Here is a 25,435-nt window from a genome sequence, read left to right as displayed (position 1 = left end):
GATGAAGGTGGAGGGCCCAGTACTGCTCGAAGTCGCCGTTGGCGATTTTGGCGAGGAGGGTGAGCATGTGGACGGATCCGCCCGCGTCCAGACGGTGCACCGTGACACAAACCCTCTGCTGTGGAGCGTCATTGATGCCTACCGCCAGCTCTCGGGCCTGCCCGTCGTGCTGAACACCTCGTTCAACGGTGCGGACGAGCCGATCGTCTGCACGCCGAGCGATGCGGTCGCGACCTTCCTGAGGTGCCCGCATCCGCCCGTTCCACCCGGACCGGGGTGCGGGCGGCGAGGTCGAGCGCGTCGTCGAGGGCGGCTCGCAGAAAGGTGTGCTCGAAGGGCAGGTAGCTCCGTACGGTCCGCGCGTCGGCCGGATCGGCAGGGTCGCGGGGACGCAGGTCGCAGCCGGCGCGCGCCACGATCCGGATGCTTCCGGGGTCCGGGCCGTGGGCGGGCAGCCGGACCGGTGAGGCGGGGTCGCCCCACTCCCAGCCGGGCCCGAACCACCGGTAGCGGTCGATCAGCAGGTTGAGTCCGGCGCAGGCGCCGAGTTCGAGCAGTCGGATCCGCGGGGCCCGCACCAGTGCGAGTCCGTGCAGCAGCGTCGCGGCCCGGACGGGCTCGTGCTGCTGCACCGGGTTGTCCAGCGCGGTGGCGATCTCGGCGGGGTGGTCGGCGATCGCTGTGACGAAGAGCTCCCACGACCGGTCGGTGCCGCGCGGTTCGAGTCCTTCCGCCGCACTCGACTCGGCCAGGTGTGCGGTCGGTCGGGGAAGCCGCCCGGCGGTCAGCAGCCCCTGGACCCCAGCCAGGGCTCGAATGGTGAACAGGGGCGTGCCGGCCTGTGGGTGCCGTCCGATCAGGCGGGTCACCGGCCCGCCGTGCTCGACGTCGTCGGCGAGCCTGGCGAGCAGCCCCGAGGCGAAGGGAGCGGCCCCGGCGGACCGTGCGGCCATCGACCGCAGCAGCTCCGGTTGGTCGATCAACTCCCGCACGGGGAAACTCCGTTCGGCACCGCTCGGGCGGAGGTGTGGACCAGACCGTGCAGCAGCTCCCGGTACGGGCCGTGCGGAGCGAGCCGGTCGAGCACCGCGCAGCAGTGCTGCCGCAGCGACTCGACCCGGCGCCCGTATCCGTCGAGGACGGACGGATCCCGCAGCGCGGCCCGCAGCTCCCCGCGGGCGCCCGGATCGGTGCCGGCCCGGGCACGTAGCTCCAGCAGGTGCTCCCGGTGCGCCGGTGCTGCGACGTCGAGGGCGTGGGCCAGCAGGAGGGTGCGGGTGCCGTTGGCCAGATCCTCGAACTCCTGCGCAGGGCTGGGGACTCCGTCGTTGGCGAGCTGTCGCAGGACGCCGAAGAGTTCGCCGAAGGTCCGCCAGGACCGCAGTGCTTCCGGCCGGTCCGTGGCGAGCCTGGCCGCCAGCACCGCGTCGCGGCCGTAGGCGGCACCGCTCTTGCCCCGGTAGCAGACCATCACGGACCGCCACGTCACGGCGCTGTCCATCGGCTCGGCGATGTCGGCCAACTGGCCCTCCAACGTGTCCAGCGCGGTGCGGACCAGCTCCTGCTCCCAGGCGAGGCGGATGTCCGGGGCTGTCGACTGCCGGCCGACCACCCAGTGGGGCAGTGTGCTCCCGCAGGCCACGGCTGCCACAGCCGGGAGACCGCACACACCGCGGCCGCCGGCCGGGGCTCGCCGGTGATCGCCCCGAGGACGGCCATGCCGAGGAGACGGAAGGGACTTCGGCCGCCGCCGTCCGCCGCCAGCAGGCCGGCGACCGCGTCCGCCAGGCCCGGGCGGTCGCGGCGCAGATCCTCCAGCACCACGGCGATCTCCGCGCCCACGGCCGCGAACCAGTCGGGGGGAACTGTCAGCGGTTCGGCCATCTCGGTGGGACTCATCGATGTGTCCTTGCGGTCGGGCCCGCCGGCGCTCCGGCGGCCATTTGCGGTGCGGGGGAGGGCCCGCACTAGCCCGGGGAGGTGCCGGGCGAGCGCGGGCAGGAGCACCGATCAGCAGTAGGTGTAGAACCCGTTGCCCATCACGGCGGCGATCCGCTGGTCCATGCAGGACGACGGCGCGCTCGGGTCGGTGGGCTGCTCACCCTCCAGCAGGCGCTCCGCCGCCTCGATCACGTCGAAGGTGTTCTCCTCAAGCATGTTCTGCGACACCGCAGTTCTCCTCTCAGGGAAGTGGGCCGCCGGCCATCCGCCGACTGCGGGTGCGCCAGGGGCCGGGACTGACTGGAACGCTGGACGGAGGCGGGAGCCCGAACGGTTGTACGTCAGTGCACGGGGGATGTCCCAGGAGGGAATGAGAGCTGACGGCCAGTCGACTCCCTGTCGTGCCGATGCACCCCGACCTCGCTGACCGGGACCACCAGGGGGAGAGGACGGCGTCCTCGCTGTGGAGGATCCAGCCGCCGTGGATGCCGGTGAGGAGGTCTTCGAGGAGACCGCGAGCGGGTTGGGGTCGACAGGGGTGAGGTGCAGGGCGAGCGCGACCGCTGTGGCCGCCCGACGGCTCCGCCCCATCGCCCTGCTCCAAGCCGCGGCAGGCGCCATGGTTGGAGGTCCTGACGGGCTGTAACCTTGGGTGCCCACGGAACGGGCCGGGCGGACCCGAGGAGGGCGAGAGTGGTGGACGGCGGGCTGAACCCGGCCCTGGTCGGGCGGCAGCGGGAGACGGAACTGCTGACCGCGGCCCTGGTCCAGGCGGTGGACGGTGCGAGCGGGTCCACTGTGCTGCTGCGCGGCGAGGCGGGCGTCGGTAAGAGCACGCTGCTGGCCTGGGCGGAGCGCGCGGCGCGCGAGCGAGGGTTCACCGTGCTGCGGGCGGTCGGTACGGAGGCGGAGACGGACCTCGCATTCGGAGCCCTCCACCAGGCCTTCTGGCTGCTGCTCCAGCGTTCCGGCGCCTTGTCCGCCCACCAGCAGGACGCCCTGGAGAGTGCGCTCGGTGTCCGTTCCGGTACTCCGAGCGGGTTCGCCGTCGGTGCCGCCGTGCTGGCGCTGCTGGAGGAGGCGGCGCGGACCGCCCCCGTGCTGCTGCTCCTGGACGACCTGCACTGGATCGACTCCTCCAGCGCGACCGTTTTCGCCTTCCTCCACCGGCGCTGCGCCGAGCTGCCGGTGGTGATCGCCGGTGCCACCCGCCCGGGCAGACCGGCCGCTCAGGCCTGGTCGGCCGAAGCCGTCGACGTGGCCGCCCTGCCTCGGACGGACGCGGCGCTGCTGCTGGGCACCTGCTACCCCGAACTCGCCGCGCCCGCCCGGGATCGCGTGCTGGCGGAGGCGGCCGGGAACCCCCTGGCACTGGTGGAGCTGCCGCGCCAACTGGCGGCCGCCCAGCAGCGCGGGGCCGCTCCGCTGCCCGAACGGCTGCCGCTGGGGCGGAAGCTGGAGCGGATGTTCACCGAACGGCTGGGAACGGTGGCGCCCGAGGTCGGCCGCCTCCTGCTGCTGGGCGCGCTGGCCACCGGCCCGGACTCCGGCAGCGGAGCGTGGCTGCGCGCCCTCGCGGACGAGAACGCGCGGGGGATCCTGGAGCGGATCGAAGCGGACGGCCTGGCCCGAATCGACGCCTCCGGACAGCTGCTGTTCCGGCACCCCTTGGTCCGTACCGCCGTCGTCTCCTCGGCCACCGACACCGCCCGTCGCGAGGCGCACCGGGCCCTGTCGGAAACCCTCGCCCCGGACGACCCCCGACGGTTGGTCCACGAGGCGTCCGCCGCGCTGCTGCCCGACGAGGACCTCGCGTACCGCCTTCAGGAGGCCGGCCGCGACCTCGCCCGGCGCGGCGGCGATGCGGAGGGCGCGCTGCTGCTCGAACGCGCCGCCGTCCTCAGCTCCAGCTCCTGCGAGCGCGCCCGCAGGCTCACCTGGGCCGCGGTGATGTCCGCCCGCGGCGGGCAACTGCGCCACGCCGCCGCCCTGGTGGGGGAACTGAAGGCCAGCACGGTGCCGAAGGACGTCGCCCCGCTGTTCGCGTACGCGGTGGTCTACGTCGACCAGAGCCACCACGTCGAGTTCGAGTCCTCGTCCGACCTGCTGCCCGCGGCCCTCGACGCGCTGACCGCACCGGGCGCCGACGACTTCGGCGGGCTGGTGGATCAGGCCTACTTCAAACTGCTCCTGGCCGCCACCTACACGGACGACCCCTGGGCCTGGCGAGCCCTGGAACGGCACCGGGAGCACGTCTCCGAGGCGGGCCGTCTGTGCCTGCGGGCCTGGACCGACCCGGGCACGGACGCGGCCGCCGCGCTACGGGCGGTGGCCGAGGACCTGACCGAGGAGCAGGAGGCGGGCGCGGCCTGGCTCCTGCTGTGGACCGCCTCGGCGCTCGACTGCCCCGAGCTCGACCTGTGGCAGCGCTTCACCGGCTTGCACGGCTACGCGACCCAGGGCTCGGTGGCGAAGGCCAAGAGCCACCAGGACTTCCTGCTCGGCCACTGGGACCAGGCGGCCCGCTGTCTGCGCGAAGCCGAGATCGCGGACGATCTCGGCTACCGCACCAACGCCCTGATCTTCCGCCAGTACTACGCCCACTTCCTGGCCGGGCGGGGCGACGAGGCCGGGTTGTGGGAAGTCGAACAGGCCATCAGGCCGACGGCCACGCGCGCCCGGATGCGGTTCGTCCTCGACCGGCTGACCCACCTGAGGGGCCTGGTCGCCCTGGCCCACGGACGCTACGAGGAGGCGTACGCGCTCTTCTGCGAGATCGCTCCGCCCGGCCGGCTGCCCAGTGGACCGCCCTGGCACCACACGCTGGTCTTCGACCTGGCGACGGTCGCCGTGTACACCGGTCGGCGTGAGGAGGCACGGGCACACGTCGCGGCGGGGCGGGCGGCGGGCTCCGCGGAGATTTCCGGCCGGCACGCCTTCCTGCTGGCGGCCGCCACCGCCCTGGCCGCCGAGGACGACGAGGCCGAGGCCGCCTACCGTGCCGCGTACGCCGTGCCGGGCGCCGGGCAGTGGGTGTTCGACCTCGCCCGACTGCGGCTCGCCCACGGTTCGTGGCTGCGACGGCGCCACCGTCCCGGGGCCCGGGAGTCGCTGCGCGCGGCGCACCACGTGTTCCGGCGCCTCCAGGCGGATCCGTGGGCGCAGCGGTGCGAGGAGGAGCTGCGGGCCGCGGGCGACCAGGTGGCACCGTCGCCGGGTGGAGCGGCCCCGGATGCGGCCGCGCTGACCGGCCAGGAGCTGCGGATCGCCCGGCTGGCCGCCACCGGCCTGAGCAACAAGGAGATCGGCCAACGGCTCCAGCTGTCGCCCCGTACCGTCGGCGCGCACCTCTACAAGGTCTTCCCGAAGCTCGGTATCACCTCGCGGGCCGCGCTTGCCCGCGCCCTCGGTACCGACTGAGCCGCCGGGATGCCGGGTCGGCCCGTTGTGCTCCCCGTGCACCGGACCGGTCCCGCAGCGTACCGCCGCAGCCCGACAGTCAGATGACCTAACAGGTCTCCAGGCCCGCAGGTCAGGCTTGACTTCGCAGGGTTTCGGCGAAAGGGCGGTCAGGTGGGCTTGCAGGTGACGACCGCGTCGGTCCCGGACGACGAGAAGGCGGCGTTCTGGAGCGGGGCGATGTCGCGGACGCTGGTGCCGGTGGAGGTGGTCCCGCTCGCCGGTCGGCCGTTCGAGGGGATCCTGGCGTCCCACCGGCTCGGGTACGTCCGGATCTCGACGCTGGAGGCGGATGCGGTGCGGGTCTTCCGTACGGCGGCGCTGATCGCGCGGGCCCCGCGGACCGAGCCGCAGGTGGGGGTCGGGGTTCAGGTGTCGGGCCGGGCCGTGCTGGAGCAGGACGGACGCCGGGCGGAGGTGCCGGCAGGCGGGCTCTTCCTGTACGACACGGCACGGCCGTACTCCGTCGACTACCCGGAGAGCTTCCGCACCCATCTGTTCCACCTGCCGCGCCGGTCGCTGGACGTGCCGGAGCGCGAGCTGCAGCAGGTGGCGGGGACGGCCGTCGCCCCGGCCGAGGGGTGCGGATCGGTGCTGCTGCCCTTCCTCAAGGCCCTCGCGGCGTCCGTGCACTCCTACTCGGCGCCGGTCGGTGACCGGCTGGCCGGCAGTGTCGCCGACCTGCTGAGCACGCTCGTCGCCCAGCTGACCGCCGCGCGGACGGCCGACGGGCCCAGCACTCCCAACGACCACCTGGTCCGCCGGGTGCGGGAGCACATCGACCGCCACCTGGGCGATACGGAGCTGTCGCCCGAGGCGATCGCGCGGGCCCACCACATCTCCGTGCGGTACCTGCACCGGCTCTTCGAGAGCGAGGGAGTGACGGTGAGCCGGCTCATCCAGCGGCGTCGGCTGGACGCGTGCGCCCGCGAGCTGGGCCGCCGCGGCCGTACTGCGCCGACGGTGTCGGCGGTCGCCCAGCGGTGGGGCTTCGTCAACCCGGCGCACTTCAGCCGGGCCTTCCGGGCCGCCTACGGAGTCTCGCCGCGCGAGTGGCGCGCGCTCCGGACCGCCGACGCCGGTTGACGAAATGCCCGCCGCGGCCGTAATCCGTGCACGGACAGGACACCACGGCCGCCGTCCCGGCCGTACGGTCGAGCGGCGTGTGCGCGGCGTGGGACGGCGCGTCCGGCATTCCGCCCGGCGTGCAGCGGGTGCGCGCCACGCGTCGTAGTGCCCATCCGATCACGCCAGGAGTGAAGAGTTGTCCGACACCACCCCCGCGCACGGCCGACGACCGGTGCTCGACCGGGCGCTCCAGGAATTCCTGGACGCATCTGCCGGCAAGGCGGCGACGGAATTCCCGGACCTCTCCCTCCTCGCCGCGGACGAGGCGTGGGACGTCGTCGCGTCGGCCGGCAGGGAGCCGGACGATCCGTACGGCACCACGTCGGAGTGGCTCGCGCTGCCCTGCGGGCCGACCGGGCGGGTGCACGTCCAGGTGATCAGGCCTGTCGGCGCCGCCGAGCCGAGCCCCGTGGTGCTGTTCCTGCCCGGCCTCGGCTGGTCGCTCGGCGACGCCGCCGCCTACGGTCGGCTGATCCGGGAGTTCGCCCTGGGAACCGACGCCGCCGTGGTGTACGTGGATTACGCCCGGGCGCCCGCGGCCCGCTATCCGATGGCCGTCGAGCAGTGCTACGCCGTGGCCCGTTGGATCCACGCGCACGGCCACGAGATCGGCCTGGCGCGACACCGGATCGCCGCCGTCGGCGACTCCGCGGGAGGCAATCTCGTGGCTGCCCTGACGTTGCTCGCCCGGCAGCGCGGGGACGTACGGCTGGTGCACCAGGTGCTGCTGTGCCCGGTGACCGACGCGGACTTCGACACCCCGTCCTACCTCCGGTTCGCGACGGGGTACTTCCTGCACCGCGACCACATGCGCCGGTTCTGGGACGACTACCTGCCCGAGGCGCACCGGCGGCGGGAGGTCGCCGCCGCGCCGCTGCGGGCCACCCTGGACCAGCTCGCCGGGCTTCCCCCGGCGCTCGTGGTCACCGCCGAGGCCGACGTGCTGCGGGACGAGGGCGAGGCCTACGCCGCCAGGCTCCGGGTGGCGGGCGTCCCGGTGGTGGCGACGCGCTACCAAGGTGCTGTGCACGGCTTCCTCCTCCTCGACGGGCTCCATCCCACCGGCACCGCCCGGGCCGCGCTGATACAGGCCGTCGACACCGTGCACGTGGCCCTGCACCGCGGTTCCTGCTGAGGCCGGGCGACGCGGCGCCCGGCCTCCCACCGGCGGCCCGACCGGTGATGGCGCGTCATCCGGCGCACCGTCACCGGTCGGCGTGGACCTCCGCGATGTAGCCGCCCGGGAACTGCACCATCGCGCTCACCCGGCCGCTCGTCGTGACCGGCCCCCACAGCACCGAAGCGCCGGCGTCCCTGGCCCGGTTCAGAGTCGCGTCGAGGTCGGGCACGCGGTAGCCGGTGAGTTCCCGGCCGAACGGGGAGGGCAGGTGGCCGTCCGTCACCGTGACCGCGGTGGCGCCGAAGCCGGAGGTGAGGCGGACGAGTCGGTACGCCGTCCCGGGACGGCCGATCCCGGCGCCGTCGGCCCGCCGGTCGTCGGAGACGATCCGGCCCCCGGTGAAGGAGAGGTAGCTCCGCAGGAAGGCGCCGACCGCGTCCGGTGACAGGTAGAGCCGGTTCTCCGGAATGCTGGCCAGAGCCGGGTACGACGGTGGTGTGGTGTGCACGTAGAGCTGGGCGCTGATCCCGCCGGGGAACTGGATGACAGCGTCCCGGCCGATCGGATCGTCGAACGGTGTCACGGTCACCGCGGCACCGTCGGCCCGGGCGGTCCGGACCGCCCGGGCGAGGTCAGTGACGAGCCAGCCGGTGCGCTCGGTGCCGAACGGGTAGGGGACGGGCGTGGTGTAGTCGAACACCGACAGCGTGCCGACCGGCGACAGAACCAGCTCGGACTGCGTCCGGCTGGGCGTCGGGGTCACCTGGGTGGAGACCGGCCCGATCGTGGTGCCCCCGAAGGTGGCCACCCAGCTCGTCACGAACGCCTGCTCCGTACCCGGCGCGACGTACACGTGGGTGGAGTCGTACTGCTCGCCGACGGCGAGCCGGCGAGTCGAGCCCGGCGGACCGGTCGGGGCGCTCTGGGCCACCGAAGCGGTGGGGATCGCCGTCAGCGCGGCCATCGCCGCCACCAACGGAACCAGCCGTCGGGTGAAGCCCTGCATCATGGGGGACCTCCTGGTCGTCGTTCGTGCCGGGCGCCCGTTGTGCCGGACGACGGGGGTTCGGGTCCGCGGCTGGTCGGAGAAAGCCCATCCAAGGGTGTGGCCGGCGCGGAGCCGAGCACGCCGTCGGCGGAGCCGGTGGGCGTCGGCAATCGTGTGCGGGCTCGCCTGGTCGGGCTCAGAAGTTTCTGTGTCCAAAGAATTTTGGCGGACCGTCCGATACCGCTTTGTGCGTTCCGGTCGACTCTCACGCTACGCGGACGAAAGCGGGGAAGCTGTCCGTCAGTGCACCGGACAGACCTCGGTCCACAGGCCCGACAGGATGATCTTGCTGCGGCCGGTCGCCTTGACCGCCTCGACCAGGGCCCCGTCCTCCCAGGCATTCATGCTGGTCCGGTCGATGGCCTCCTGCTCGGGGGAGACCGCCTGCAGCTGCGGGAGGATCGGTCCGGAGAAGGACTTCGCCGCCACGGTGGAGAGCACCACCGGCACGTCGAATATCCTCGCGGCCTTCGCCAGGCCGACGGTCGAGTTGATGATGGCGGTGCGGTCGCCGCTGCCGGTGCCGAAGAACATCTGCGGCTGGTGGTCAACGAACAGCATCATCGCGTTGTCCGGGGTGAGCAGATCGGGGCTCGGGGTGGCATGGACCTTGGTGAAGTCGACCATGATTCTTCTTTCTCCTTCAAAAATACGAGAGTTGACGAAGCGTCAGATACCTGCCGGATCGGCGGAGCGCCATACTTTCGACGCTAGTGCGCGTCGGCCCGACGCGACTGCTCGCCGTGTGCCCGGTGCTGTTCCGACACTGCACAGACGGCACGCCCCGGGGCGGTGACATGCGCCGTGCACTGCGGGGCAACCGACGGTGCGCTGCGGAGGCACTCCGGACACCGCAGGCTGCTTAGGTTCGCCGGGGCGGCCCCAACCGGGCCGTTCTGCCAGTGGGAAGGCGGCACCTCTTGCAGTTCGGGATCTCCGGCCTCGGCGAGGTGACCGTCGACCCCGCCACGGGGCGGGCCGCGTCCGAGTGCGAGCGGATCAGGGCGAGCCCGGCCATCGCGCCCGCTCCGCGGCCCGCCGACAGCTCGGAGCCGCGGTTCACCCTGCCGCCCGCCGCGCTCGATGCCCACTGACCCGGCGCGCACCCCGACTGCACCTGCCAGCCCGCCGGCCGCCACCGCCCGAAGGGGAACTCCGTTGTCCAGCATGCCTGTCGCCGGGATCCACCCCGGCACCCCGGACCAGCCCGCCGACCTGGTCGTCCGCAACGCCAAGGTGTACACCAACGACCCGCACCGGCCCCGGGCGACCGCCGTGGCCGTCCGGGACGGACTGATCAGCGCGGTCGGTGACGACGCGGACGTCGCCGCGCTGGTCGGCCCGGACACCCGGGTCGTCGACGAGCTAGGCCGCCGGGCCGTCCCAGGGCTCAACGACGCGCACCTGCACGTCATCCGGGGCGGTCTCAACTACGTGCTGGAGCTGCGCGGGGACGGCGTACCGACGCTGCGTCAGGCACTGGCCATGCTCCGGGTCCAGGCCGAGCGCACCCCGCCCGGCCAGTGGGTGCGAGTGGTGGGCGGCTGGTCCGCGGACCAGTTCGTCGAACGGCGGCTGCCCACCCTGGAAGAGCTCAACGCCGCGGCGCCCGACACCCCCGTCTTCGTGCTGCACCTCTACCAGTCGGCGCTGCTCAACCGCGCCGCGCTGCGCGCCGCCGGCTTCACCCGGGCCACCCCGGACCCGGTCGGCGGCCAGATCGTCCGCGGACACGCCGGCGAACCGACGGGCCTTCTGATCGCCGCGCCCGGCGCGCTCCTGCTCTACTCCACGCTGGCCAAGGCGCCGGCGCTGGACGAGGTCGACCGGGCCGGCTCCACCCGGCACTTCCTGCGCGAGCTGAACCGCTTCGGCCTCACCTTCGCGATCGACGCCGCCGGCGGCTTCCAGAGCTTCCCGGAGAATTACGCCACCGTCATGGAGCCGGCCCGTCAGGGGCAGTTGACGCTGCGGATCGCCTACCACCTCTTCCCGCAGACCGCCGGGCAGGAACTGGACGACCTCACCCGCTGGGTCGGCACGGTGCGCCCCGGTGACGGCGACGCCTGGCTGCGTCTCAACGGCGCCGGGGAGAACCTGACCTGGGCTGCCGCCGACTTCGAGAACTTCACCGAGCCCCGGCCGCAGCTGGGCTCCTGCGAGACGGAGTTCGAGAAGGCCGTCCGGCTGCTGATGGAGAACGGGTGGGGCTTCCGGTTGCACGCCACCTACGACGAGACCACCCGCCGCGACCTCGCCGTCTTCGAGAAGCTCGCAGCCGACGGCCTCTTCCCGCACGGCAACCGCTGGCTCTTCGACAACGCGGAGACGGTGAGCCCGGACAGCCTCGACCGGATCGCAGCCCTGGGCGGCGCCGTTTCCGTGCAGAACCGTCTCTCCTTCCAGGGCGAGGCGTTCGTCGCCCGCTACGGCGTCCCGGCGGCGGCCGAGGCACCGCCGCTGCGCGCCATGCTGAGCCGAGGCCTCACCGTCGCGGCGGGCACCGACGCCACCCGGGTCTCCTCCTGCAACCCCTGGGTCGCCCTGCACTGGCTGGTCTCCGGCCGCGCGGTCAGCGGACGGCGGCTCGCCGCCGACCACAACCGGCTCGGTCGGGAACAGGCGCTGGAGCTCTACACCCTGGGCGGCGCCCGGCCCACCGGCGAGGAGGCGGTCAAGGGGCGGCTGAAGGTGGGGAGTTACGCGGATCTCGCGATCCTCGGTGCGGACTACTTCACCGTGCCCGAGCCGGACATCCCGCACATCGAGTCCGTCCTCACCGTGGTCGGCGGACGGATCGTGCACGGCGCCCAGGAGCACCAGGGGCTGGCCCCCGACCTGCCCGCGGTGGCGCCGTCGTGGAGCCCGGTCACCCGGTTCGGCGGCTATCACGCCACCCCCGCTCCCAGCCTGGCCGGCGTCCACCAGGCCGAGCGGGTGGCGGCGGCCGCGGCGGCCTCCGACGAGCAGCGCGCCTGGCGCGAAGCCCGCGGTCTCGCCCTCCCCGGTCGGGGTTCGGCGCCGCTGGACCCGTGCTTCTTCTGAAAGTCCTTTTCCTGAAGTGCGTCAATTCAAGCAGGAGACTCCATGACCACGCCCGCAGACGATCCCGGCGCCGCGGCCCGACCGCAGCCGCCGCCTCCCGGGCCGCAGGTCCAGGACCGGCATCCGCTGGCGCTGGCCCTGTTCGCCCTCACCGCGGTCAGCGGCCTGATCGACGCCGTGAGCTACCTCGGCCTCGGCCACGTCTTCACGGCGAACATGACCGGCAACGTCGTCGTCATCGCCTTCGCCCTGGCCGGAGCCCCCGGGTTCTCCGTCGCGGGCTCACTGACCTCCCTCGCCGCGTTCCTGCTCGGCGCGGTCCTGGCCGGCCGCCTCGTGGCACGGCAGGCATCCCCCCGGCGTGGCCGGTGGCTGCGCACGGCCCTGGTCCTGGAGGTCGCGCTGCACGGCGTGGCCGCCGCCCTCGCCTTCGCCTGGGGCGCGGACGGCTCCGTGCGGTACGCCGTGATCGCCGTGGTGGCCCTGGCGATGGGCATCCGCAACGGCACCGTGCGCGGCCTCGCCGTACCCGACCTCACCACCACCGTGCTCACCCTCACCCTGACGGGCCTGGCGGCCGACTCCCGCCTGGCCGGTGGCACCGCGCCGCGCCAGCGTCGCAGGATCCTCGCGGTCGCCACCATGCTGGCGGGCGCCGCCCCGGGCGCGGTCCTGGTGCTGCACGGGCAGATCGCCTGGGCCCTGGTGGCCAGCGCGGTGCTGGCCGGCGTCACCGTGTTGCTCTACCGGGAGTGAGGTGGCGCTCCATCGGATTCCCACTCCCGCCATCGCGGCTGCGATGGCGGGAGTGCCGCTTCCCGGTACGCAACCCGCGCGGACCGTGCGCCCTCGGGGCGGAACCCTGTTCGCCCGGCTGACCGCCGATGTCGAGGCGGTGGCGGGCCTGCCCGCCCAGGTCATCGGCCACTCTCGTTCACCTTTCGTGCTCCCCGGCTGCTCGTCGTCGCCGGCACCAACGGCAGCGGGAAGTCCACGCTCCTCGGGCAGCTGGCCGGACGGCTGCCGATCACCTCCGGCAAGGTGCGGCTGGGTGCGGCTCCCGTCGCGGACCTGCCCGCCGAGGACGTCGCCGACGTGCTCACCCTGGTCGAGGCCGACGACTGGCTCGCCGACACGACCGTCGCCGCGAACCTGCACCTGGCCGCACCACTCGCCGACCCGGAGCAACTGCGCGCGGCGCTGGCGACGGTCGGCCTCGGCACCCTGCGCCTGGACACCCCGGTCGGCCACCGCTGACCGCCCGCTGCCCCGCCCGTCGCCGAGCGGGTGTCACATGACGCGCTTCATCACGATCATGTGGCGTTTGAAGGGCGCGGTGTCGCTGCCCCAGGAGAGGACGGCGAAGACCTCGCCGCCAGGGAAGCCGTGGATCTCGGGTGCGGCGCCCGAGGGGGAGGGACCGCCGGAGCTGTGGGCCCAGCCGGACCAGGTGTTGCCGCCGTCGGTGGAGCGGTTGAGATAGAGCTGGTGGTCGCTGGGGCTGATGCAGCCGATCGCCATGTTCTGCTGGGCGGCGTAGCCCGGGTCGAAGGGGCTGGTGGCGAGGTGCCCGGGGTCACCGCCGCGGCCGATCGCCAGCGACTCGCACCGGCCGCCGCCGGGCAGTTCGGTGTACCGGGCGTTCCTGCCGTCGCCCGGGCGGGTGCGGGCGATGCCGACCGTGTTGGTCAGGCCCCGCGAGGCGTAGAACTCCTGTTCCCCGGCGGTGAAGGTGAAGTTGCTGGAGAGGGCGATGTCCGGGCCTCGGAAGTGCTGGATCTCCCAGTCGGGCCGGAAGCGCGGCCGGCCGGGCCGGAGGTCCATCCGCTGGGTGTAGAGCCAGCCGTTGACCTCGGTTCCCAGCTGGATGCCGTCGGTGGTGTAGGTCGCCGAGACCCTGCCGGTGAGGTGCAGGATGCCGGGGACCCGGCTCCAGCCGGTCCACCGGTTGGTGTTCCGGTCCTGGAGGAAGCTGTAGTAGGCGGCGCCGTCGTCGCCCACGCGGAACATGACCAGGCGCTGGGTGCGGGCGTCCACGTCGCCGACCGCCAGCGTGGGCGGGCGGTGGGTGCGGGCGTCGCCCGGCATCTGCTGCCAGCTCCCGTTGCCGTGCCGCCACCAGATCCGGTTGTCCTCGCCGCGGGCGGCCTCGTACGTCTCGTTGTCGTGCCAGAGGGCGGTCATGGCCGACGGGGACCGCGCGGGGCCGCCCTCGTTGATCCAGCCACCCTCGGTGGCCGCCACGGCGGGCGAGGCCGAGAGCCCGACCGCCAGGCCGAGTCCGGCCAGCACCACTCCCGCCACGCGCGGTGCGGGAGCGACTGCGTCGCGGAGGACGGGTACGCGTTGCGATCCCATCGGGTCGTCTCCCTCTTCTGGGTGCCCCGGCGGGCAGACGCCGGGGCGGGTCCGAAGCCGTTGCGGGAGGCCGCCCCGGCATCCGCACGCTAGTGCCGCCGGAGGCGTGCGACGGTGCCGTGAGCGCACGGACGCTTGCCTACGGATGCCTACGGATGCCTGCGGATGCACGCGGCCGACCGGCCGGTGCCCGGGGCGTGGCTACCCGGCCGCGGCCAGGTGGGTGCCGAAGAAGTCGGCCGGTTTCGCGACGGCGGGGTGACGTACTGCGCCTTGTCGTAGAGGTCGACGTGTGCGGCGCCGGTGACCGGCGAGGTTCAGGCCGGCGCTGGGGAAGGTCACATCGGTGATCACGATGCTGCTCCGGTCGTGCGACGGGCGGGCCGGCCACGGGGGCCGGCTCCGGGGCCTTCTTCGGTGGCCGCTCCTCCACCGTGGCGCCGGGGTCACGGGGGCCAGGAAGGACGCTGCCCATGCACGCCGGTACCAGGCACGGGACCGTGGCGGTGGCGACCAGACCTCCCACGACAACGCGCTGGGCGACTTCCTACGCGCCCGCCGCGCCGCCCTCGACCCGGCGGGCGCCAAGCGCCCGGGGAGCTCTCCGAGGCCCCGATCGCCGCCGTCGGCTGACGCGTTTCCCGGCGGCAGCACCCGTCCGGGCGTTTGACTTGGGGGATGGACGAGAGGCTGGTCGGTCGCGAGCACGAACTGGGGCGGCTTGGTGACTTCCTGGCGGACATCCCGCGCACCGGCGGGTCGCTGGTGCTGGTGGGAGAGCCGGGTGTGGGGAAGACCGCGCTGCTCGCCGAGATGTGCCGGGCCGGCGGGGCGGCCGGACTGCGGGTACTGCGGAGCGAGGGTGCGCAATTCCGGGCGCAGGCAGGCTACGGTGCCCTGCGACAGTTGGTGGCGTCGGCTCCCGAGTGTCGGGCGGCGGCCGCGGACTTACCGGCCCTCGCCGTGGTCCTCGGTCTGGAGCGGGAAACGGCGCCCGGGCACGAGGACGTGGCGCGGGCGGTGCTGTGCCTGGTGGAGTCGCTCTCGCTCACCCGGCCCACCCTGATGGTGCTGGACGACGCGCAGTGGGCTCGACGGGGCCAGCGCCGTCAGCGCCGTCGTCCTGGAGCGGGTGGCGCGTCGACTGCCCGGAACGGGCACGGGGATGGTCTGCGCGGTCCGCTCGGGGGAGGAGAGCTTCTTCGACCACGTCGGACTCCCCCTGCACGAGCTGCGGCCCCTCGGCGAGGCCGCGTCCGAGGAACTGCTCGTCCGCCGCTTCCCTGCGCTGGCCCCACGGGTGAGGCGCCGGCTGATGGCCGAGGCCGAGGGCAACCCGCTGGCGCTGCTGGAGCTGCCGACCGGGCTCACGGACGCCCAGCGGGCCGCCGACAGTCCCCTGCCGACCCGCCTTCCGCTCACCCAGCGCCTGCAGGCCGCGTTCGCCTCGCGGATCAGGGGCCTGCCGGCGGTCACCCGGCACCTCCTGCTCGTGGCGGCGCTGGAAGGCACAGGCAACCTGCTGGTGCTGCGCCGGGCGGTGACCGGGCGGTGCGACCTGAAGCACCTGGCCCCGGCGGAGCGCGGACAACTCGTCCGCATCGACGAGACGACGGGCCGGCTGGAGTTCCGGCACTCGCTCGTGCGATCGGCGGTCGTCGGGCTGTCGACCGGAGACCAGCGGCGCCATGTGCACCGCGCGCTCGCGGAAGCCTGGGGCGCGGCTGCCGAGCAACGCGTTCGGCACCTGGCACTCGCCGCGGTCGAGCCGGACGAACGGATCGCGGCACTCCTGGAGGAGTCCGCAGAGCTCGGTGCCCGCCGGGGCGACGGGCCGAGCGCTGTGGCGGCGCTGGTCCGGGCCGCCGACCTGAGCCCGACCGGGGCGGACCAGGCCCGGCGGCTCGCGAAGGCCGCGTACGTCGGCGCCAGCCTCACCGGCGAGCTGCGTGAGGTGCCGGTTCGGCTGGACACCGCCCGGCAGGTTGCCCCGGAGGCGGCTTCGCCGGCCGCCGCGGTGGCCACCGCGATGTACCTGCTCAACAGCCACGGGGACATCGACACCGCCCACCGGCTGCTGCACGGCGCGATCTCGCTGCTGCCCGAACCGTACGATCTGACCGACGCCACTCTTCTCGAAGCGTTGTCCACCCTGCTGATGGTCTGCGTCCACGGCGGCAGAAGCGAACTGTGGGCCGACTTCGACGTGACGCTGTCGAGGTGCGTGGCGGTCCCGGACACCCTGCACCTGCTGCGGACCACCTTCGCCGACCCGGCCCGGGCCCGACGGCTTCCTGTTCCTGGACCGGGAGAAGTTCGCCGCCTCCTTCGCCGCCGACGTTCCCGCCGAGCTGGCCGCCTTCATGGCCGACTCCCAGGTTCCGTGGGGCGTCGACGCCCTCGCCGGCGCCGTCTCCCAGCCCGCCTGGCGCACCAAGCCCAGCTGGTACCTGGTGGCGGCCGACGACCGCATGATCCCGCCGCCCGCCCAGCGCGCCATGGCCGAGCGGGCCGGCGCCCGCACCTCCGAGGTGCCCGGCAGTCACGCCGTCTACGTCTCCAGTCCGGACGCGGTGGCCGACTTCATCCGACAGGCCGCCGAGCACTGACGGAACGCCTTTCGAGCCGGGACCATCCGACGCGCGCGGGCGGGGAAGGACCGTCCGCCGCCCGCGCCCGTCCCCGAGGAACCGGTGCAGGTGAGGAACCGACACGAGTAGGGAATCCCCCGTTCGGTTTCGGGGTTCAGAGGCCGACCCGGGCGCGGTGGGTGGCGGGGACGAGGCCGGCGTATTCGGGGTGCTTGGTGATCCAGCCGCGGATGAAGGGGCAGTAGGGCATATGTCGCCGTCGATGCGTGACGGAGCGACGGCTTCGCCGCGCCCGGCTGCTCACCGTGGTTCGGCGATGATCAGCGGGCCGCGCGGGCGGACGGTGGCGGCGCTGGCGTTCTCCCGGAGGGGGGTGGCCGTGGCGGGCCGGAGTCGTAGGCGGGCGAGGACGGCTGCGGCGACGACGAGCATCTCGGCCCGGGCGAAGGACTCGCCGACGCACTTGTGCCGGCCCGCGCCGAAGGGGATGAACAGCCCGGGTCGGGCGTGGCCCGTGGGATGGCGCCAGCGGTCGGGATCGAACCGCGACGGGTCGGGGTAGAGCTCTGGGGAGCGGTGCAGCGCGGTCGGGCTGAAGAGGACCTCCGCCCCCGGGGGCAGGACGACCCCGCCGTACTGGAGCGGCTCCATCGCCCGGCGCATCAGGATCCAGTTGGGGGTGTGGAGCCGGAGGGTCTCGCTGATCGCGTGTCCCGTGCGTTCCAAGCGCGGCAGGTCCTCCCAGGACACGGCGCCGTCGGCGGCGACGGTGCGCACCTCCTCGCTCAGCTCGTCCTGCAGGTCCTGGTGCCGGGCGAGTTCGTGGAAGAGCCAGGCGAGCGTGGTGGCGGTCGTCTCGGTGCCGGCCAGGAGCAGCGAGACCGCCTCGTCCCGGACCTGAGCCGGTGCCATCGCGAGGCCGGTCTCCTCGTCGCGGGCGGTCAGCAGCAGGGACAGCAGCGTCTCGTCCGGGCCCTGGTGCCGGACGGCGGCCCGGGCGACGATCTCGTCCACCGTGGTGCGCAGGTCCCGGACCGCCGTGTCGAAGCGCCGGTTGGCCGGTACGGGCAGCTTCTCCAGCAGCGGCGAAGGATAGAGCGCCCGCTGGACGAAGCCGGTGAGGACCACGGGCACGGCCCGGTCGATCCGGGCCTTCTGGGCGTCGCTCAGGCGGGTGGCGAACAGTGCCTCGACCACGATGTCCCGGGCGAGGCGGTGCATCCGCGGCTCGATCGGCGCCGGCCGCTCGGGCCCCCAGCGGGACACCGCCGCCGCTGCCAGTCGTGCGGCCGACGCGGCGTAGCGGCGGACGCTGTCGCGGTGGAAGGCCGGTTGCACCAGGCGCCGCTGGCGGAGGTGGAACGCGCCCTCGGAGATGAACAGGCCGTTGCCCAGCAGGCCACGGGCCTTGTCGAAGACGAAGCCCTTCTCGGTCTTCGCGGCGTCCTGAACGAGCAGCCGGTGGACCAGCTCGGGATCGGTGAGTACGTGAACCGGCGTGCGCCACAAGTGGATCCGTACCACCGGGCCGTGGTCGGCCAGTGACTGGAGAAAAGGCAGAGGGTCGGTCAGCAGTGGGAGCAGGTGTCCGAGCGGGGGCAGGCGGCCCGGCGCGCACGGCACCGTGACGGGCGGGGCGTCGTTCTCGCGCATCAGGGCCTCGCCGTGGGGGCCGGCACGTCGAACCGGGAGCTGCCGCGGGACCAGTCGATGTGTCCGCGCAGCCACAGCCCCAGGCTCCGGGCGTACGCGGAGGCCGCCTCGCCGCCGTTCGCGCGGACGGTTCGGCTCAGCTCGATGAACGCGCGCATCTCGGCGTCCCGCATGGCGACGGCCGACCGTCGGGCCTCGGCCGGAGAACAGCGGTGGTGGCGGGCGAGGACCTCGACCAGGTTGTGGCGGCCCTGGCCGCCCGCGGTCTCCTTGGCGTGGGAGTACAGGTCGTTGTCCCAGCTCACCAGATTCGCCGTGAGGTCCCTGAGCCTGCGCAGCGAGGGCCCGTCCGCCTCCGCGGCCGGGACTTCGCGGCCGGCCGCGAAGTCGACCAGGGCGAGGCAGGTGTACGTCGCCCCGGCGTGCCTGCGCATGGCCACGTACTCGGACAGACCCGGCATCGTGCCCGCCTCGCGATTGGCGGCCTCCCACACCTGGGCGGAGAGGTAGTCGCGGACCGTGCACTCCCACCGGAACAGCTGCGATGGCGAGGCCTGCGCGGCGACCCGGTCCCGGATCTCCCGCAGGGCCGTCGCGAAGGCGCCGGCTGGTCCGGACAGCCCGCCGCCGGACATCCTGCCGCCGGGCGGATCGGGGTCGATCACCCGGGCGAGGAGAGCGGTCGTGCGGGCCAACGGCCCGGGGCGATGGCCGTGTTCGCGGTCCTCGCAGTACCCGTCGTCGAAGGCGAAGAGCCAGACGTACCAGTCGGACAGCAGGCGCAGCATCCCGGCGGAGACCTCGGGGTTGGTCCGTGCCGCCAGGTGGCCGCTGCGCTGGCGCCCGATCCGGTCGGACTGCCGGAGGCGCCCGTCCAGCAGCCGGTGGTGCGCCAGCCACGCCAGGCTCTGCCGGTCGGCCTGTTCGGCGTGGGGGTTCGTCAGGGAGGGAAAGGGGCACCACAAGTCGTCCGGGGTGCCGTACGGTCGCCCGTCGCGGAGCTCGGTCATCGCTGCGCCGGCCTTCGTCTGGTTGGGAGCGTGGCTGGCCTTCCCGCTCTGCGACGCCTACGTGGCGTTGCCCGGCCGGCCTGCGTGAGGAGGCCGAAGCTAGTTCGGGCCGGGGCGGGGTGGTGGACTGTGCGCGCATCCGTGGTTGTCTCTCGGCGCACTGCCGGCCGCCTCGCCGTCGCTGTACGGCCGCTCCGCGTGCACCCGTGCCTCCTCCGGTGGTGAACCTGCCGGAGAGGATCGGCGGGTCGTCTGTTCCGGGAGGACCGTCAGATGACCCGAGGCGTCGTCGCGTCCCCACGCCAATCCGGTAGCGCGCGTGCGGGACTTCGGCGCCCGCAACGCCCATCTGGTCCGGCGGGTGCGGGAGTACATCGTCCACCACCTGGGCGACCCGGAACTGTCGCCCGAGCGGGTTGCCCGGGCCCACCACATCTCCGTGCGCTACCTGCACCGGCTCTTCGAGGGGGAAGGCGCGACGGTGGGCCGTCTCGTGCAGCGGCTCCGTCTGGACGCCGGCGCCCGCGAACTGGCCCGCCCCGTCCGGTTGCCTGCCGGGTTCCGGTCGACCTCTCCCCGCCATCCCAACGGGCGAGCGACCGGCTGACGGTCCGTCATCGTGCCGCCCCGCGCACCACCACGAGGCGGTCAGGCGCCGGGCAGCAGGAAGTCGGCGTAGTCGGGCAGGCCGCGCAGGTGGGTGCCACCGTCGACGAGCAGGGTGATGCCGGTGATCCAGTCGGCGTGGTCGGAGGCGAGGAAGACGACGGCCTTGGCGATGTCGTCCGGCCGGCCCATCCGGTCGATGGCGAAGGTGCGGTGCCAGGCTGCCTCGAACTCCGGTGTGGTGAACTCCTGGGCCAGCGGGGTCTGCACCGCACCCGGCGCCACGGCGTTGATCCGGATGCCGTACCGGCCGGCTTCCAGGGCAGTGGCTTCGGTGAACTTGGCGATGCCGGCCTTCGCGGCCGAGTAGTGGGCGTTGCCGCGGGTGGTGGCGAAACCGTCGACCGCGCCGAGGTTGACGATCACCCCGCCGCCGATGGTCTTCATGTGGTTGATCGCGGCCTTGGTGCCCAGGTAGGTGCCCTTGAGATGGGTGGCGACGACCGCGTCGAAGTCGTCCTCGGGCAGGTTCTCGGTCAGGTCGAAAGTGCTGTTGCCGGCGTTGTTGACCAGGATGCCGACGCTGCCGAGCTCGGCGATGGCCCGGTCGAACAGGGCCGTCATGTCGGCGGACCTGCTGACGTCGGCGACCACCGGGACGGCCCGGGTCCCGTCGTCGGCGTGGGCCGCGGTGAGCCGGGCGGCGGCCGCGGTGAGTTCGGACCGGTTGCGGGCAGTGACGACCACGTCGGCGCCACGGCTCATCAGGCGGTCGGCGATCGCGTAGCCGATGCCCTTCGACGCGCCCGTGACGATGGCGGTGTCTCCGACGAGCTCCATGTTCTTCCTTCCGGGTCCCGGCCCCCGGCGGTCATCGGGCAGGGCCGCCAGCAGGCTGAACGATCCGCACCCGGGGTCGGTGACGGTGATCGGCTCGATCACCGCACCCCCGACACCGGGGCCGGCGGGCTCGCACAGCCGCCACCTCCGTGTCCGTGCCCGAAAGGACCGCGAACCATGCCCAGCTACGGCGCCTACTGCCCGTGCCATGCGTGCCGCCCGTGCCGTGCGGGATCGTGTTGCGCGGGCGGCCGAGTCGTCTCGGTGGTTCTAGCTGGGGTCGGGGAGGATCTCGGTGGCGTAGCGCTCCATCAGCTCCGTCGGGGGTTCCGCGATGCTGAGCTGCCGGACGGGCGGGGCCGTTCCGGGCCGGGCCGGTGTGGCGTCGGCGAGGAGGAGTTCCTCGATGCCGCCCGGGGTGAAGAAGAAGATCATCTTGGCCGCGTGGTAGCCGCGGTTGCGGAAGCGGTGCCGGGTGCCGCGCGGGACGAAGAAGAAGCCGCCGGGCCCGGCGGTGACGGTCTCGTCGCCGTTGAGGAACTCCAGCTCCCCGGAGATCACGTAGAACGCTTCGTCGTGGTCGTTGTGGACGTGCGGCGCCGGCCCGCCCTCGGGCGGCACCGTCGCTTCCAGGAACGTCAGCGCCCCGTTGGTTTCCTGGCCGCCGACCTTGAGGGTGTAGGTGTCGGCGAACACCCAGGCCGTCTCCCCCTGTCCGGAGGGCACGTAGACCGCGCCGCGCCTGGTGTACCGGGGGTCCGTCACGTAGGGATCGATCAGGCTCATGGCCTCTCCTGCGTTGCCGAGCAGAGTATCCTAACGATCGTTACTAAACTATTCCGCGCGCGTGGGGACGTGTCAACAGGACCGTCGATAGGCTGAGGGAGGCCTCAACTCTCCATGGGGTCGCCGAACGCCGATGGGTGAGGAAAGGCAGGAAAGGCTCATGCCGGGTGGTCGACCCCGCGGCTACGACCCCGAACTCGCGCTGGAAGCGGCCATGCTGACCTTCTGGACGCGGGGCTACGAGGGCACCGCCATGGCCGAGCTCACGGCGGCCATGGGGATGAGCGCCCCCAGCATCTACGCGGCGTTCGGGGACAAGGAGGCCCTCTTCCGGAAGGCGGTCGAACGCTACATGGCCGGCCCGGGAGCCTATCTGCAGGCAGCCCTCGACCAGCCGACCGCCGAGGCGCTGGCGCGCACTGTCCTGCACTCCGCCGTGGAGGCGGTCGCCGGGGAGAACACCCCGCACGGCTGCCTGGTCGTGCAGGGCGCGCTCGCTGTGAGCCCTCGCTCGGCCGAGGCCCGGGACTACCTGGCCAGGCTCCGGGAGGACGGGGTGACGTGCCTGGCCGACCGGCTGAGCTCCTTCCCCGCCGCCGACGGCCTGCCTCCCGGCTCCGACCCCTCGGCCCTCGCGCGGCTCCTGGTCACGCTCGTCCAAGGGCTCGCCGTCCAGGCCGTCTCGGGTGTGCCGCGCGAAGCGCTCCACACCGTCGCCGGCCAGATGATGACCTGCTGGCCGCGTCGAGCGGATTGAACTCTCCAACACCGCCACCCACGCCGTGCTGCCGCGACTTCGCCCCGCAGCTGCGCCCTGGCGCCCGGCTGCTCGTGGTGGCCGGCAGCCTGGGCACCCTCGGCCGCCTCGACGCCCGGCTGCGGCACCTGTTCGACGGCGCCGACCTCGACCAGGTCGAGTACGCCGCCGAGTCCTGGCGCAGCGCCGTCCACCACCGCACCGCCGAGGAGGCGGGGCGGCCGCACTGGCTGAACGTGCCCTCGAAGGTGGCCCAGGTCGCCGCCGTACGGGCGGTGGCCGCCGAGCGGCGCGAGCGCGACCTCGCCGCCGACATCCTGATCGCCGCCGTCTGCCCCGGCATGGTCGACACCGCGACCGCCCGGCCGTGGTTCGGCGACCACGGCCGGACCGCCCGGCCGCCCGCGGTGGCCGCCCGGGCCGTCCTGGACCTGGTGTTCGCCACGCCGGTCGACCCCGTGCTGTACGGCGAACTGGTCCGCTCCGGCACGGCCCTGGACCGGCGCGTCGCCAGGACCATCGCCGAGTCGACCGGCAACCGGGACCTGGACGTCGCCCACCTGGACCTCACCGACCCGGCCTCCGTCCGGGCACTCGCCGGTGCCTGGCAGGGCCCGCTGCACATCCTGGTCAACAACGCCGGCGTGATGGCCTGCCCGGAGCGGTACACCGAGCAGGGCTGGGAGTGGCAGTTCGCCACCAACTACCTCGGCCACTTCGCCCTCGCCACCGGACTGCACCACGCGCTCGCCGCCGCCAGCGCCGCCCGCATCGTCTCCGTCAGCTCCAGCGCCCACCAGCGGTCGCCGATCGTGTGGGACGACGTCCACTTCGCCTTCCGCCCGTACGACCCGTGGCTCGCCTACGGCCAGTCCAAGACCGCCAACGTCCTCTTCGCGGTGGAGGCCACCCGCCGTTGGGCCGAGGACGGCATCACCGCCAACGCCCTGATGCCCGGCGCCATCTACACCAACCTCCAGCGCCACACCGAAGGCGGCCGCGGCAGCGGGACGGTCCCGGACGAGCTGCTCAAGACCGTCGAACAGGGTGCCGCCACCTCGGTGCTGCTGGCCACCTCGCCCCTGCTCGACGGCGTCGGCGGACGCTACTTCGCCGACTGCAACGAGACCGGGACGGTGGACCGTCGAACCGGCACCCTGCTCGGTGTCGCCCGCTACGCCGTCGACCCGGAGGGCGCCCGGCGGCTGTGGACGCTCTCGGAGGGCCTGCTCGCGACCGCCGGCTGAGGCCCCCGGCGGAGTACGAGGCGGTGGAGTACGAGGCGGTGGAGCGGCGCCACCGCTGATCCGGGCGGACCGTGGCCGGCAGCGGATCCCGCCGACCGCCCGGCGCCTTCGGCTTCGGGGTTCAGAGGCCGAACCGGGCGCGGTGGGTGGCGGGGACGAGGTCGGCGTACTCGGGGTGCTTGGTGATCCAGCCGCGGATGAAGGGGCAGTAGGGGAGGACGGCGAGCTGCTGGTCGCGTGCGGCGTCCAGGGCGGCGCGGGCCAGCCGGCTGCCGAGGCCGCGGCCTTCGAAGCGGGGGTCGATCTCGGTGTGGATGAAGGCGATCTCGTTGCCGGAGCGGTGGTACTCGGCGAAGCCGGCGAGTTCGCCGTCGTCCTGGATCTCGAACCGGGACTTCTCGGTGTTGTCGGTGACGGACTGCTCCATGGTTCCTCCTCGTGCGGTCGGATCGCCTGGTTGGCACCCCTGACTATAGTTGAAAACTCAACATTTGTCGCGGTTGGCGTGGCGAGGCGACGGCTTCGGCGTGCTCGGCTGCCGGCGGTCGGGTGCCGTACCCGTGCTTCCGGAGGTGGTCAGGGGGTTGTGACGGCGGAGGCGAAGTCGGGGTGCACGCCCAGCTGGGCAAGCATGACGCTGAGCCCGACGTAGCAGTTGAATTCCTTGACCTTCCCGTTCCGGACGTACCAGAAGTCGGCGGTGGGGATGCCGAGCCGGGCGCCGGTGGCCCGCACGGTGCCGGCGGGTGTCTCGAAGGGGCCGGTGACGGTGCCCTCGATCGTCAGCTCGACGGCGACCACGTCGCCCATGACGTGGACCCGGTGGAGTTCGCGGTGGATGTCGGGCGCCAGGGCGCCCATGAAGGCGACCTGGTCGCCGAGGTGCTCGCCGCGGTAGCTCTCGCCCGCGACGACGTTGTTGAACACCCCGTCCTCGGTGAACAGGTCGATGAAGCCCTGCACGTCGAGGACGTCGCCCTCGGCCGCGTGGTAGGCGGCCCGGACCACGGCCTCCGCGTCGGTGGCCATCGCACTTCCCCTTCCGTGGAGGCAATCGGATTGTCGCCCGGGGTGCCAGGGCGTCAGGGCCTGCAGGGGCGGGTCTCGGTCCAGTCGACCAGCAGCCGGCGCTCGGCGAAGAACCAGCCGCCGTCCTGCTTGACGAACCGGTCGAGGTAGCGGATGGACGCGATCATGATCGTGCGCTCGTCGTCCGGGCCGGACGAGACGTGGTGCGCCAGGCAGTAGGTCTCGCCCTCGGCCCGGTCCCCGTCGAGGGTCACGGTGCTCTGGCCGTTGAAGTGGGTGGTGGCCCGGTACCGGTCGAGGTCGGCGAAGACCGGTGCGAGGGCGGCGCGTCCGCGCAGCTCCTGGGTCGGTTCGGCGGCCGTGGCGTCCATGTGGACCAGGAAGCGGCTGTCCTCGGTGAACAGGGCCATCTGCCCCTCGGCATCCCGGCGGTCCGCACAGTGGGCGTAGGCGTCGACCAGCCGGCGGATGGCCAGCCGGTCGGCGGCCTCCGGGGGTGGAACGGCAACGGGGGACGACACATCGGCTCCGATCGTCGCACTGCCTGACACCAGCAGGAGAGCACCGGCGCCGAGGGCCCCGCAACCGGACGAACAGGCGCCGCCGCCCGGCAGGAGCCGCGACCGCGTGCGTCGGGGGGCTCCGGTGGTGAGGACGGCACCGCACGGGCGGCGCACCGGCACGGGCCCGGACCGACGAGGCACTGCCGGAAGGGTGGGCGCGGGGCCGCGGCCCCCCCCCGCCGGGACCCGGGGGCCGCACCGGGGTTGGTGTGGGGGGTTTCTGGGGCAAAAATTTCTACATAGGGGTGTAGGCG

The 25,435-nt window shown here is 73.3% G+C and carries 22 protein-coding genes and 4 pseudogenes; 13 read left to right on the top strand and 13 right to left on the bottom strand.

The annotated features are described in order from the left end of the window. Position 1 precedes the first annotated feature (1 nt). Positions 2 to 184 (top strand): annotated as a pseudogene (locus tag ACFWJ4_RS11110) (carbamoyltransferase C-terminal domain-containing protein); the annotation flags it as partial. On the opposite strand, the gene ACFWJ4_RS11105 reads toward ACFWJ4_RS11110, so the two are convergent. From ACFWJ4_RS11105 to ACFWJ4_RS11095, 3 genes are all read right to left on the bottom strand, one after another. Then, positions 183 to 953 carry a DUF2332 family protein gene (locus ACFWJ4_RS11105; protein ID WP_380542042.1) on the bottom strand — a complete coding sequence of 257 codons (771 nt, stop codon included), beginning with the start codon at positions 951 to 953 and terminating at the stop codon, positions 183 to 185. The pseudogene ACFWJ4_RS11110 and the gene ACFWJ4_RS11105 overlap by 2 nt on opposite strands. Before the next feature lie 26 nt (positions 954 to 979). Next, positions 980 to 1,651 (bottom strand): polyprenyl synthetase family protein, encoded by a 672-nt coding sequence (locus ACFWJ4_RS11100; RefSeq protein ID WP_380541939.1) that lies wholly within the window; start codon positions 1,649 to 1,651, stop codon positions 980 to 982. Between the two features lie 359 nt (positions 1,652 to 2,010). Beyond that, complete coding sequence (locus tag ACFWJ4_RS11095; RefSeq protein ID WP_380541936.1) at positions 2,011 to 2,169, bottom strand: hypothetical protein; 159 nt, start codon at positions 2,167 to 2,169, stop codon at positions 2,011 to 2,013. A gap of 465 nt (positions 2,170 to 2,634) precedes the next feature. Here ACFWJ4_RS11095 and ACFWJ4_RS11090 point away from each other — a divergent pair, with 465 nt between their 5' ends. The 3 genes from ACFWJ4_RS11090 (at position 2,635) to ACFWJ4_RS11080 (ending at position 7,663) form a co-directional block, all read left to right on the top strand. Next, the gene (locus tag ACFWJ4_RS11090) at positions 2,635 to 5,361 is read left to right on the top strand and encodes a BREX system ATP-binding domain-containing protein (protein WP_380541933.1); all 2,727 of its coding nucleotides are present in this window, start codon (positions 2,635 to 2,637) and stop codon (positions 5,359 to 5,361) included. Between the two features lie 165 nt (positions 5,362 to 5,526). After that, positions 5,527 to 6,486, top strand: coding sequence for a helix-turn-helix domain-containing protein (locus tag ACFWJ4_RS11085; RefSeq protein WP_380541931.1), 960 nt, complete (start codon positions 5,527 to 5,529; stop codon positions 6,484 to 6,486). 178 nt (positions 6,487 to 6,664) lie between these two features. Beyond that, positions 6,665 to 7,663 (top strand): alpha/beta hydrolase, encoded by a 999-nt coding sequence (locus ACFWJ4_RS11080; RefSeq protein WP_380541928.1) that lies wholly within the window; start codon positions 6,665 to 6,667, stop codon positions 7,661 to 7,663. 70 nt (positions 7,664 to 7,733) lie between these two features. Here ACFWJ4_RS11080 and ACFWJ4_RS11075 read toward each other — a convergent pair whose 3' ends face one another. Further along, a complete protein-coding gene (locus tag ACFWJ4_RS11075; RefSeq protein WP_380541925.1) occupies positions 7,734 to 8,657 on the bottom strand; it encodes a VOC family protein in 924 nt (307 codons plus the stop codon). A 285-nt stretch (positions 8,658 to 8,942) separates the two neighbouring features. Then, a pseudogene (locus ACFWJ4_RS11070) lies at positions 8,943 to 9,323 on the bottom strand (isochorismatase family protein); the annotation flags it as partial. A 293-nt stretch (positions 9,324 to 9,616) separates the two neighbouring features. Here ACFWJ4_RS11070 and ACFWJ4_RS11065 point away from each other — a divergent pair. The 4 genes and pseudogenes from ACFWJ4_RS11065 to ACFWJ4_RS11050 all read left to right on the top strand — a co-directional run. After that, positions 9,617 to 9,790: a hypothetical protein gene (locus ACFWJ4_RS11065; protein WP_380541922.1), complete on the top strand. Its 174-nt coding sequence runs from the start codon at positions 9,617 to 9,619 to the stop codon at positions 9,788 to 9,790. 73 nt (positions 9,791 to 9,863) lie between these two features. Next, positions 9,864 to 11,741, top strand: coding sequence for an amidohydrolase (locus ACFWJ4_RS11060; protein ID WP_380542039.1), 1,878 nt, complete (start codon positions 9,864 to 9,866; stop codon positions 11,739 to 11,741). Positions 11,742 to 11,783: 42 nt separating this feature from the next. Continuing rightward, a complete protein-coding gene (locus ACFWJ4_RS11055; protein ID WP_380541919.1) occupies positions 11,784 to 12,497 on the top strand; it encodes a YoaK family protein in 714 nt (237 codons plus the stop codon). Positions 12,498 to 12,677: 180 nt separating this feature from the next. Beyond that, a pseudogene (locus ACFWJ4_RS11050) lies at positions 12,678 to 12,998 on the top strand (ATP-binding cassette domain-containing protein); the annotation flags it as partial. Positions 12,999 to 13,031: 33 nt separating this feature from the next. Here the strand turns inward: ACFWJ4_RS11050 and ACFWJ4_RS11045 are convergent. Then, positions 13,032 to 14,099 carry a hypothetical protein gene (locus tag ACFWJ4_RS11045; RefSeq protein WP_380541916.1) on the bottom strand — a complete coding sequence of 356 codons (1,068 nt, stop codon included), beginning with the start codon at positions 14,097 to 14,099 and terminating at the stop codon, positions 13,032 to 13,034. Between the two features lie 678 nt (positions 14,100 to 14,777). On the opposite strand from ACFWJ4_RS11045, the gene ACFWJ4_RS11040 reads away from it, so the two are divergent. After that, positions 14,778 to 16,052: an AAA family ATPase gene (locus ACFWJ4_RS11040; protein ID WP_380542036.1), complete on the top strand. Its 1,275-nt coding sequence runs from the start codon at positions 14,778 to 14,780 to the stop codon at positions 16,050 to 16,052. A gap of 314 nt (positions 16,053 to 16,366) precedes the next feature. Continuing rightward, positions 16,367 to 16,708, top strand: a pseudogene (locus ACFWJ4_RS11035) (alpha/beta fold hydrolase); the annotation flags it as partial. Between the two features lie 282 nt (positions 16,709 to 16,990). Here ACFWJ4_RS11035 and ACFWJ4_RS11030 read toward each other — a convergent pair. Continuing rightward, on the bottom strand, positions 16,991 to 18,343 hold the full coding sequence (locus ACFWJ4_RS11030) for a cytochrome P450 (protein WP_380541913.1): 1,353 nt from the start codon (positions 18,341 to 18,343) through the stop codon (positions 16,991 to 16,993). After that, positions 18,343 to 19,353, bottom strand: a complete 1,011-nt coding sequence (locus ACFWJ4_RS11025) for a hypothetical protein (protein ID WP_380541910.1) — start codon at positions 19,351 to 19,353, stop codon at positions 18,343 to 18,345. The genes ACFWJ4_RS11030 and ACFWJ4_RS11025 overlap by 1 nt, the downstream gene beginning before the upstream one ends. Before the next feature lie 319 nt (positions 19,354 to 19,672). Here ACFWJ4_RS11025 and ACFWJ4_RS11020 point away from each other — a divergent pair, with 319 nt between their 5' ends. Further along, positions 19,673 to 19,960 (top strand): hypothetical protein, encoded by a 288-nt coding sequence (locus ACFWJ4_RS11020; protein WP_380541907.1) that lies wholly within the window; start codon positions 19,673 to 19,675, stop codon positions 19,958 to 19,960. 41 nt (positions 19,961 to 20,001) lie between these two features. Here ACFWJ4_RS11020 and ACFWJ4_RS11015 read toward each other — a convergent pair whose 3' ends face one another. Both ACFWJ4_RS11015 and ACFWJ4_RS11010 read right to left on the bottom strand, forming a co-directional pair. Then, positions 20,002 to 20,799: an SDR family NAD(P)-dependent oxidoreductase gene (locus ACFWJ4_RS11015; protein WP_380541904.1), complete on the bottom strand. Its 798-nt coding sequence runs from the start codon at positions 20,797 to 20,799 to the stop codon at positions 20,002 to 20,004. Positions 20,800 to 21,069: 270 nt separating this feature from the next. Beyond that, entirely contained in the window at positions 21,070 to 21,585 is a 516-nt protein-coding gene (locus ACFWJ4_RS11010) for a cupin domain-containing protein (RefSeq protein WP_380541901.1), read from the bottom strand. A gap of 160 nt (positions 21,586 to 21,745) precedes the next feature. Between ACFWJ4_RS11010 and ACFWJ4_RS11005 the strand changes: the two genes are divergently transcribed. Further along, positions 21,746 to 22,342 carry a TetR/AcrR family transcriptional regulator gene (locus tag ACFWJ4_RS11005; RefSeq protein WP_380541898.1) on the top strand — a complete coding sequence of 199 codons (597 nt, stop codon included), beginning with the start codon at positions 21,746 to 21,748 and terminating at the stop codon, positions 22,340 to 22,342. Between the two features lie 341 nt (positions 22,343 to 22,683). Beyond that, the gene (locus ACFWJ4_RS11000) at positions 22,684 to 23,589 is read left to right on the top strand and encodes an SDR family NAD(P)-dependent oxidoreductase (RefSeq protein WP_380542033.1); all 906 of its coding nucleotides are present in this window, start codon (positions 22,684 to 22,686) and stop codon (positions 23,587 to 23,589) included. A 121-nt stretch (positions 23,590 to 23,710) separates the two neighbouring features. Here ACFWJ4_RS11000 and ACFWJ4_RS10995 read toward each other — a convergent pair whose 3' ends face one another. The 3 genes from ACFWJ4_RS10995 to ACFWJ4_RS10985 all read right to left on the bottom strand — a co-directional run bounded on the left by ACFWJ4_RS10995 (position 23,711) and on the right by ACFWJ4_RS10985 (position 25,139). Next, positions 23,711 to 24,016: a GNAT family N-acetyltransferase gene (locus ACFWJ4_RS10995; protein WP_380352766.1), complete on the bottom strand. Its 306-nt coding sequence runs from the start codon at positions 24,014 to 24,016 to the stop codon at positions 23,711 to 23,713. A 149-nt stretch (positions 24,017 to 24,165) separates the two neighbouring features. After that, positions 24,166 to 24,618 (bottom strand): ester cyclase, encoded by a 453-nt coding sequence (locus ACFWJ4_RS10990; protein ID WP_380541895.1) that lies wholly within the window; start codon positions 24,616 to 24,618, stop codon positions 24,166 to 24,168. 53 nt (positions 24,619 to 24,671) lie between these two features. Further along, entirely contained in the window at positions 24,672 to 25,139 is a 468-nt protein-coding gene (locus tag ACFWJ4_RS10985; protein WP_380541892.1) for a nuclear transport factor 2 family protein, read from the bottom strand. Between the last annotated feature and the right edge of the window lie 296 nt (positions 25,140 to 25,435).

The sequence above is a fragment of the Kitasatospora sp. NPDC127067 genome, from assembly GCF_042724755.1.
GTDB lineage: Bacteria > Actinomycetota > Actinomycetes > Streptomycetales > Streptomycetaceae > Kitasatospora > Kitasatospora lactacystinica.
This window is presented reverse-complemented; position numbering and strand designations above follow the sequence as displayed.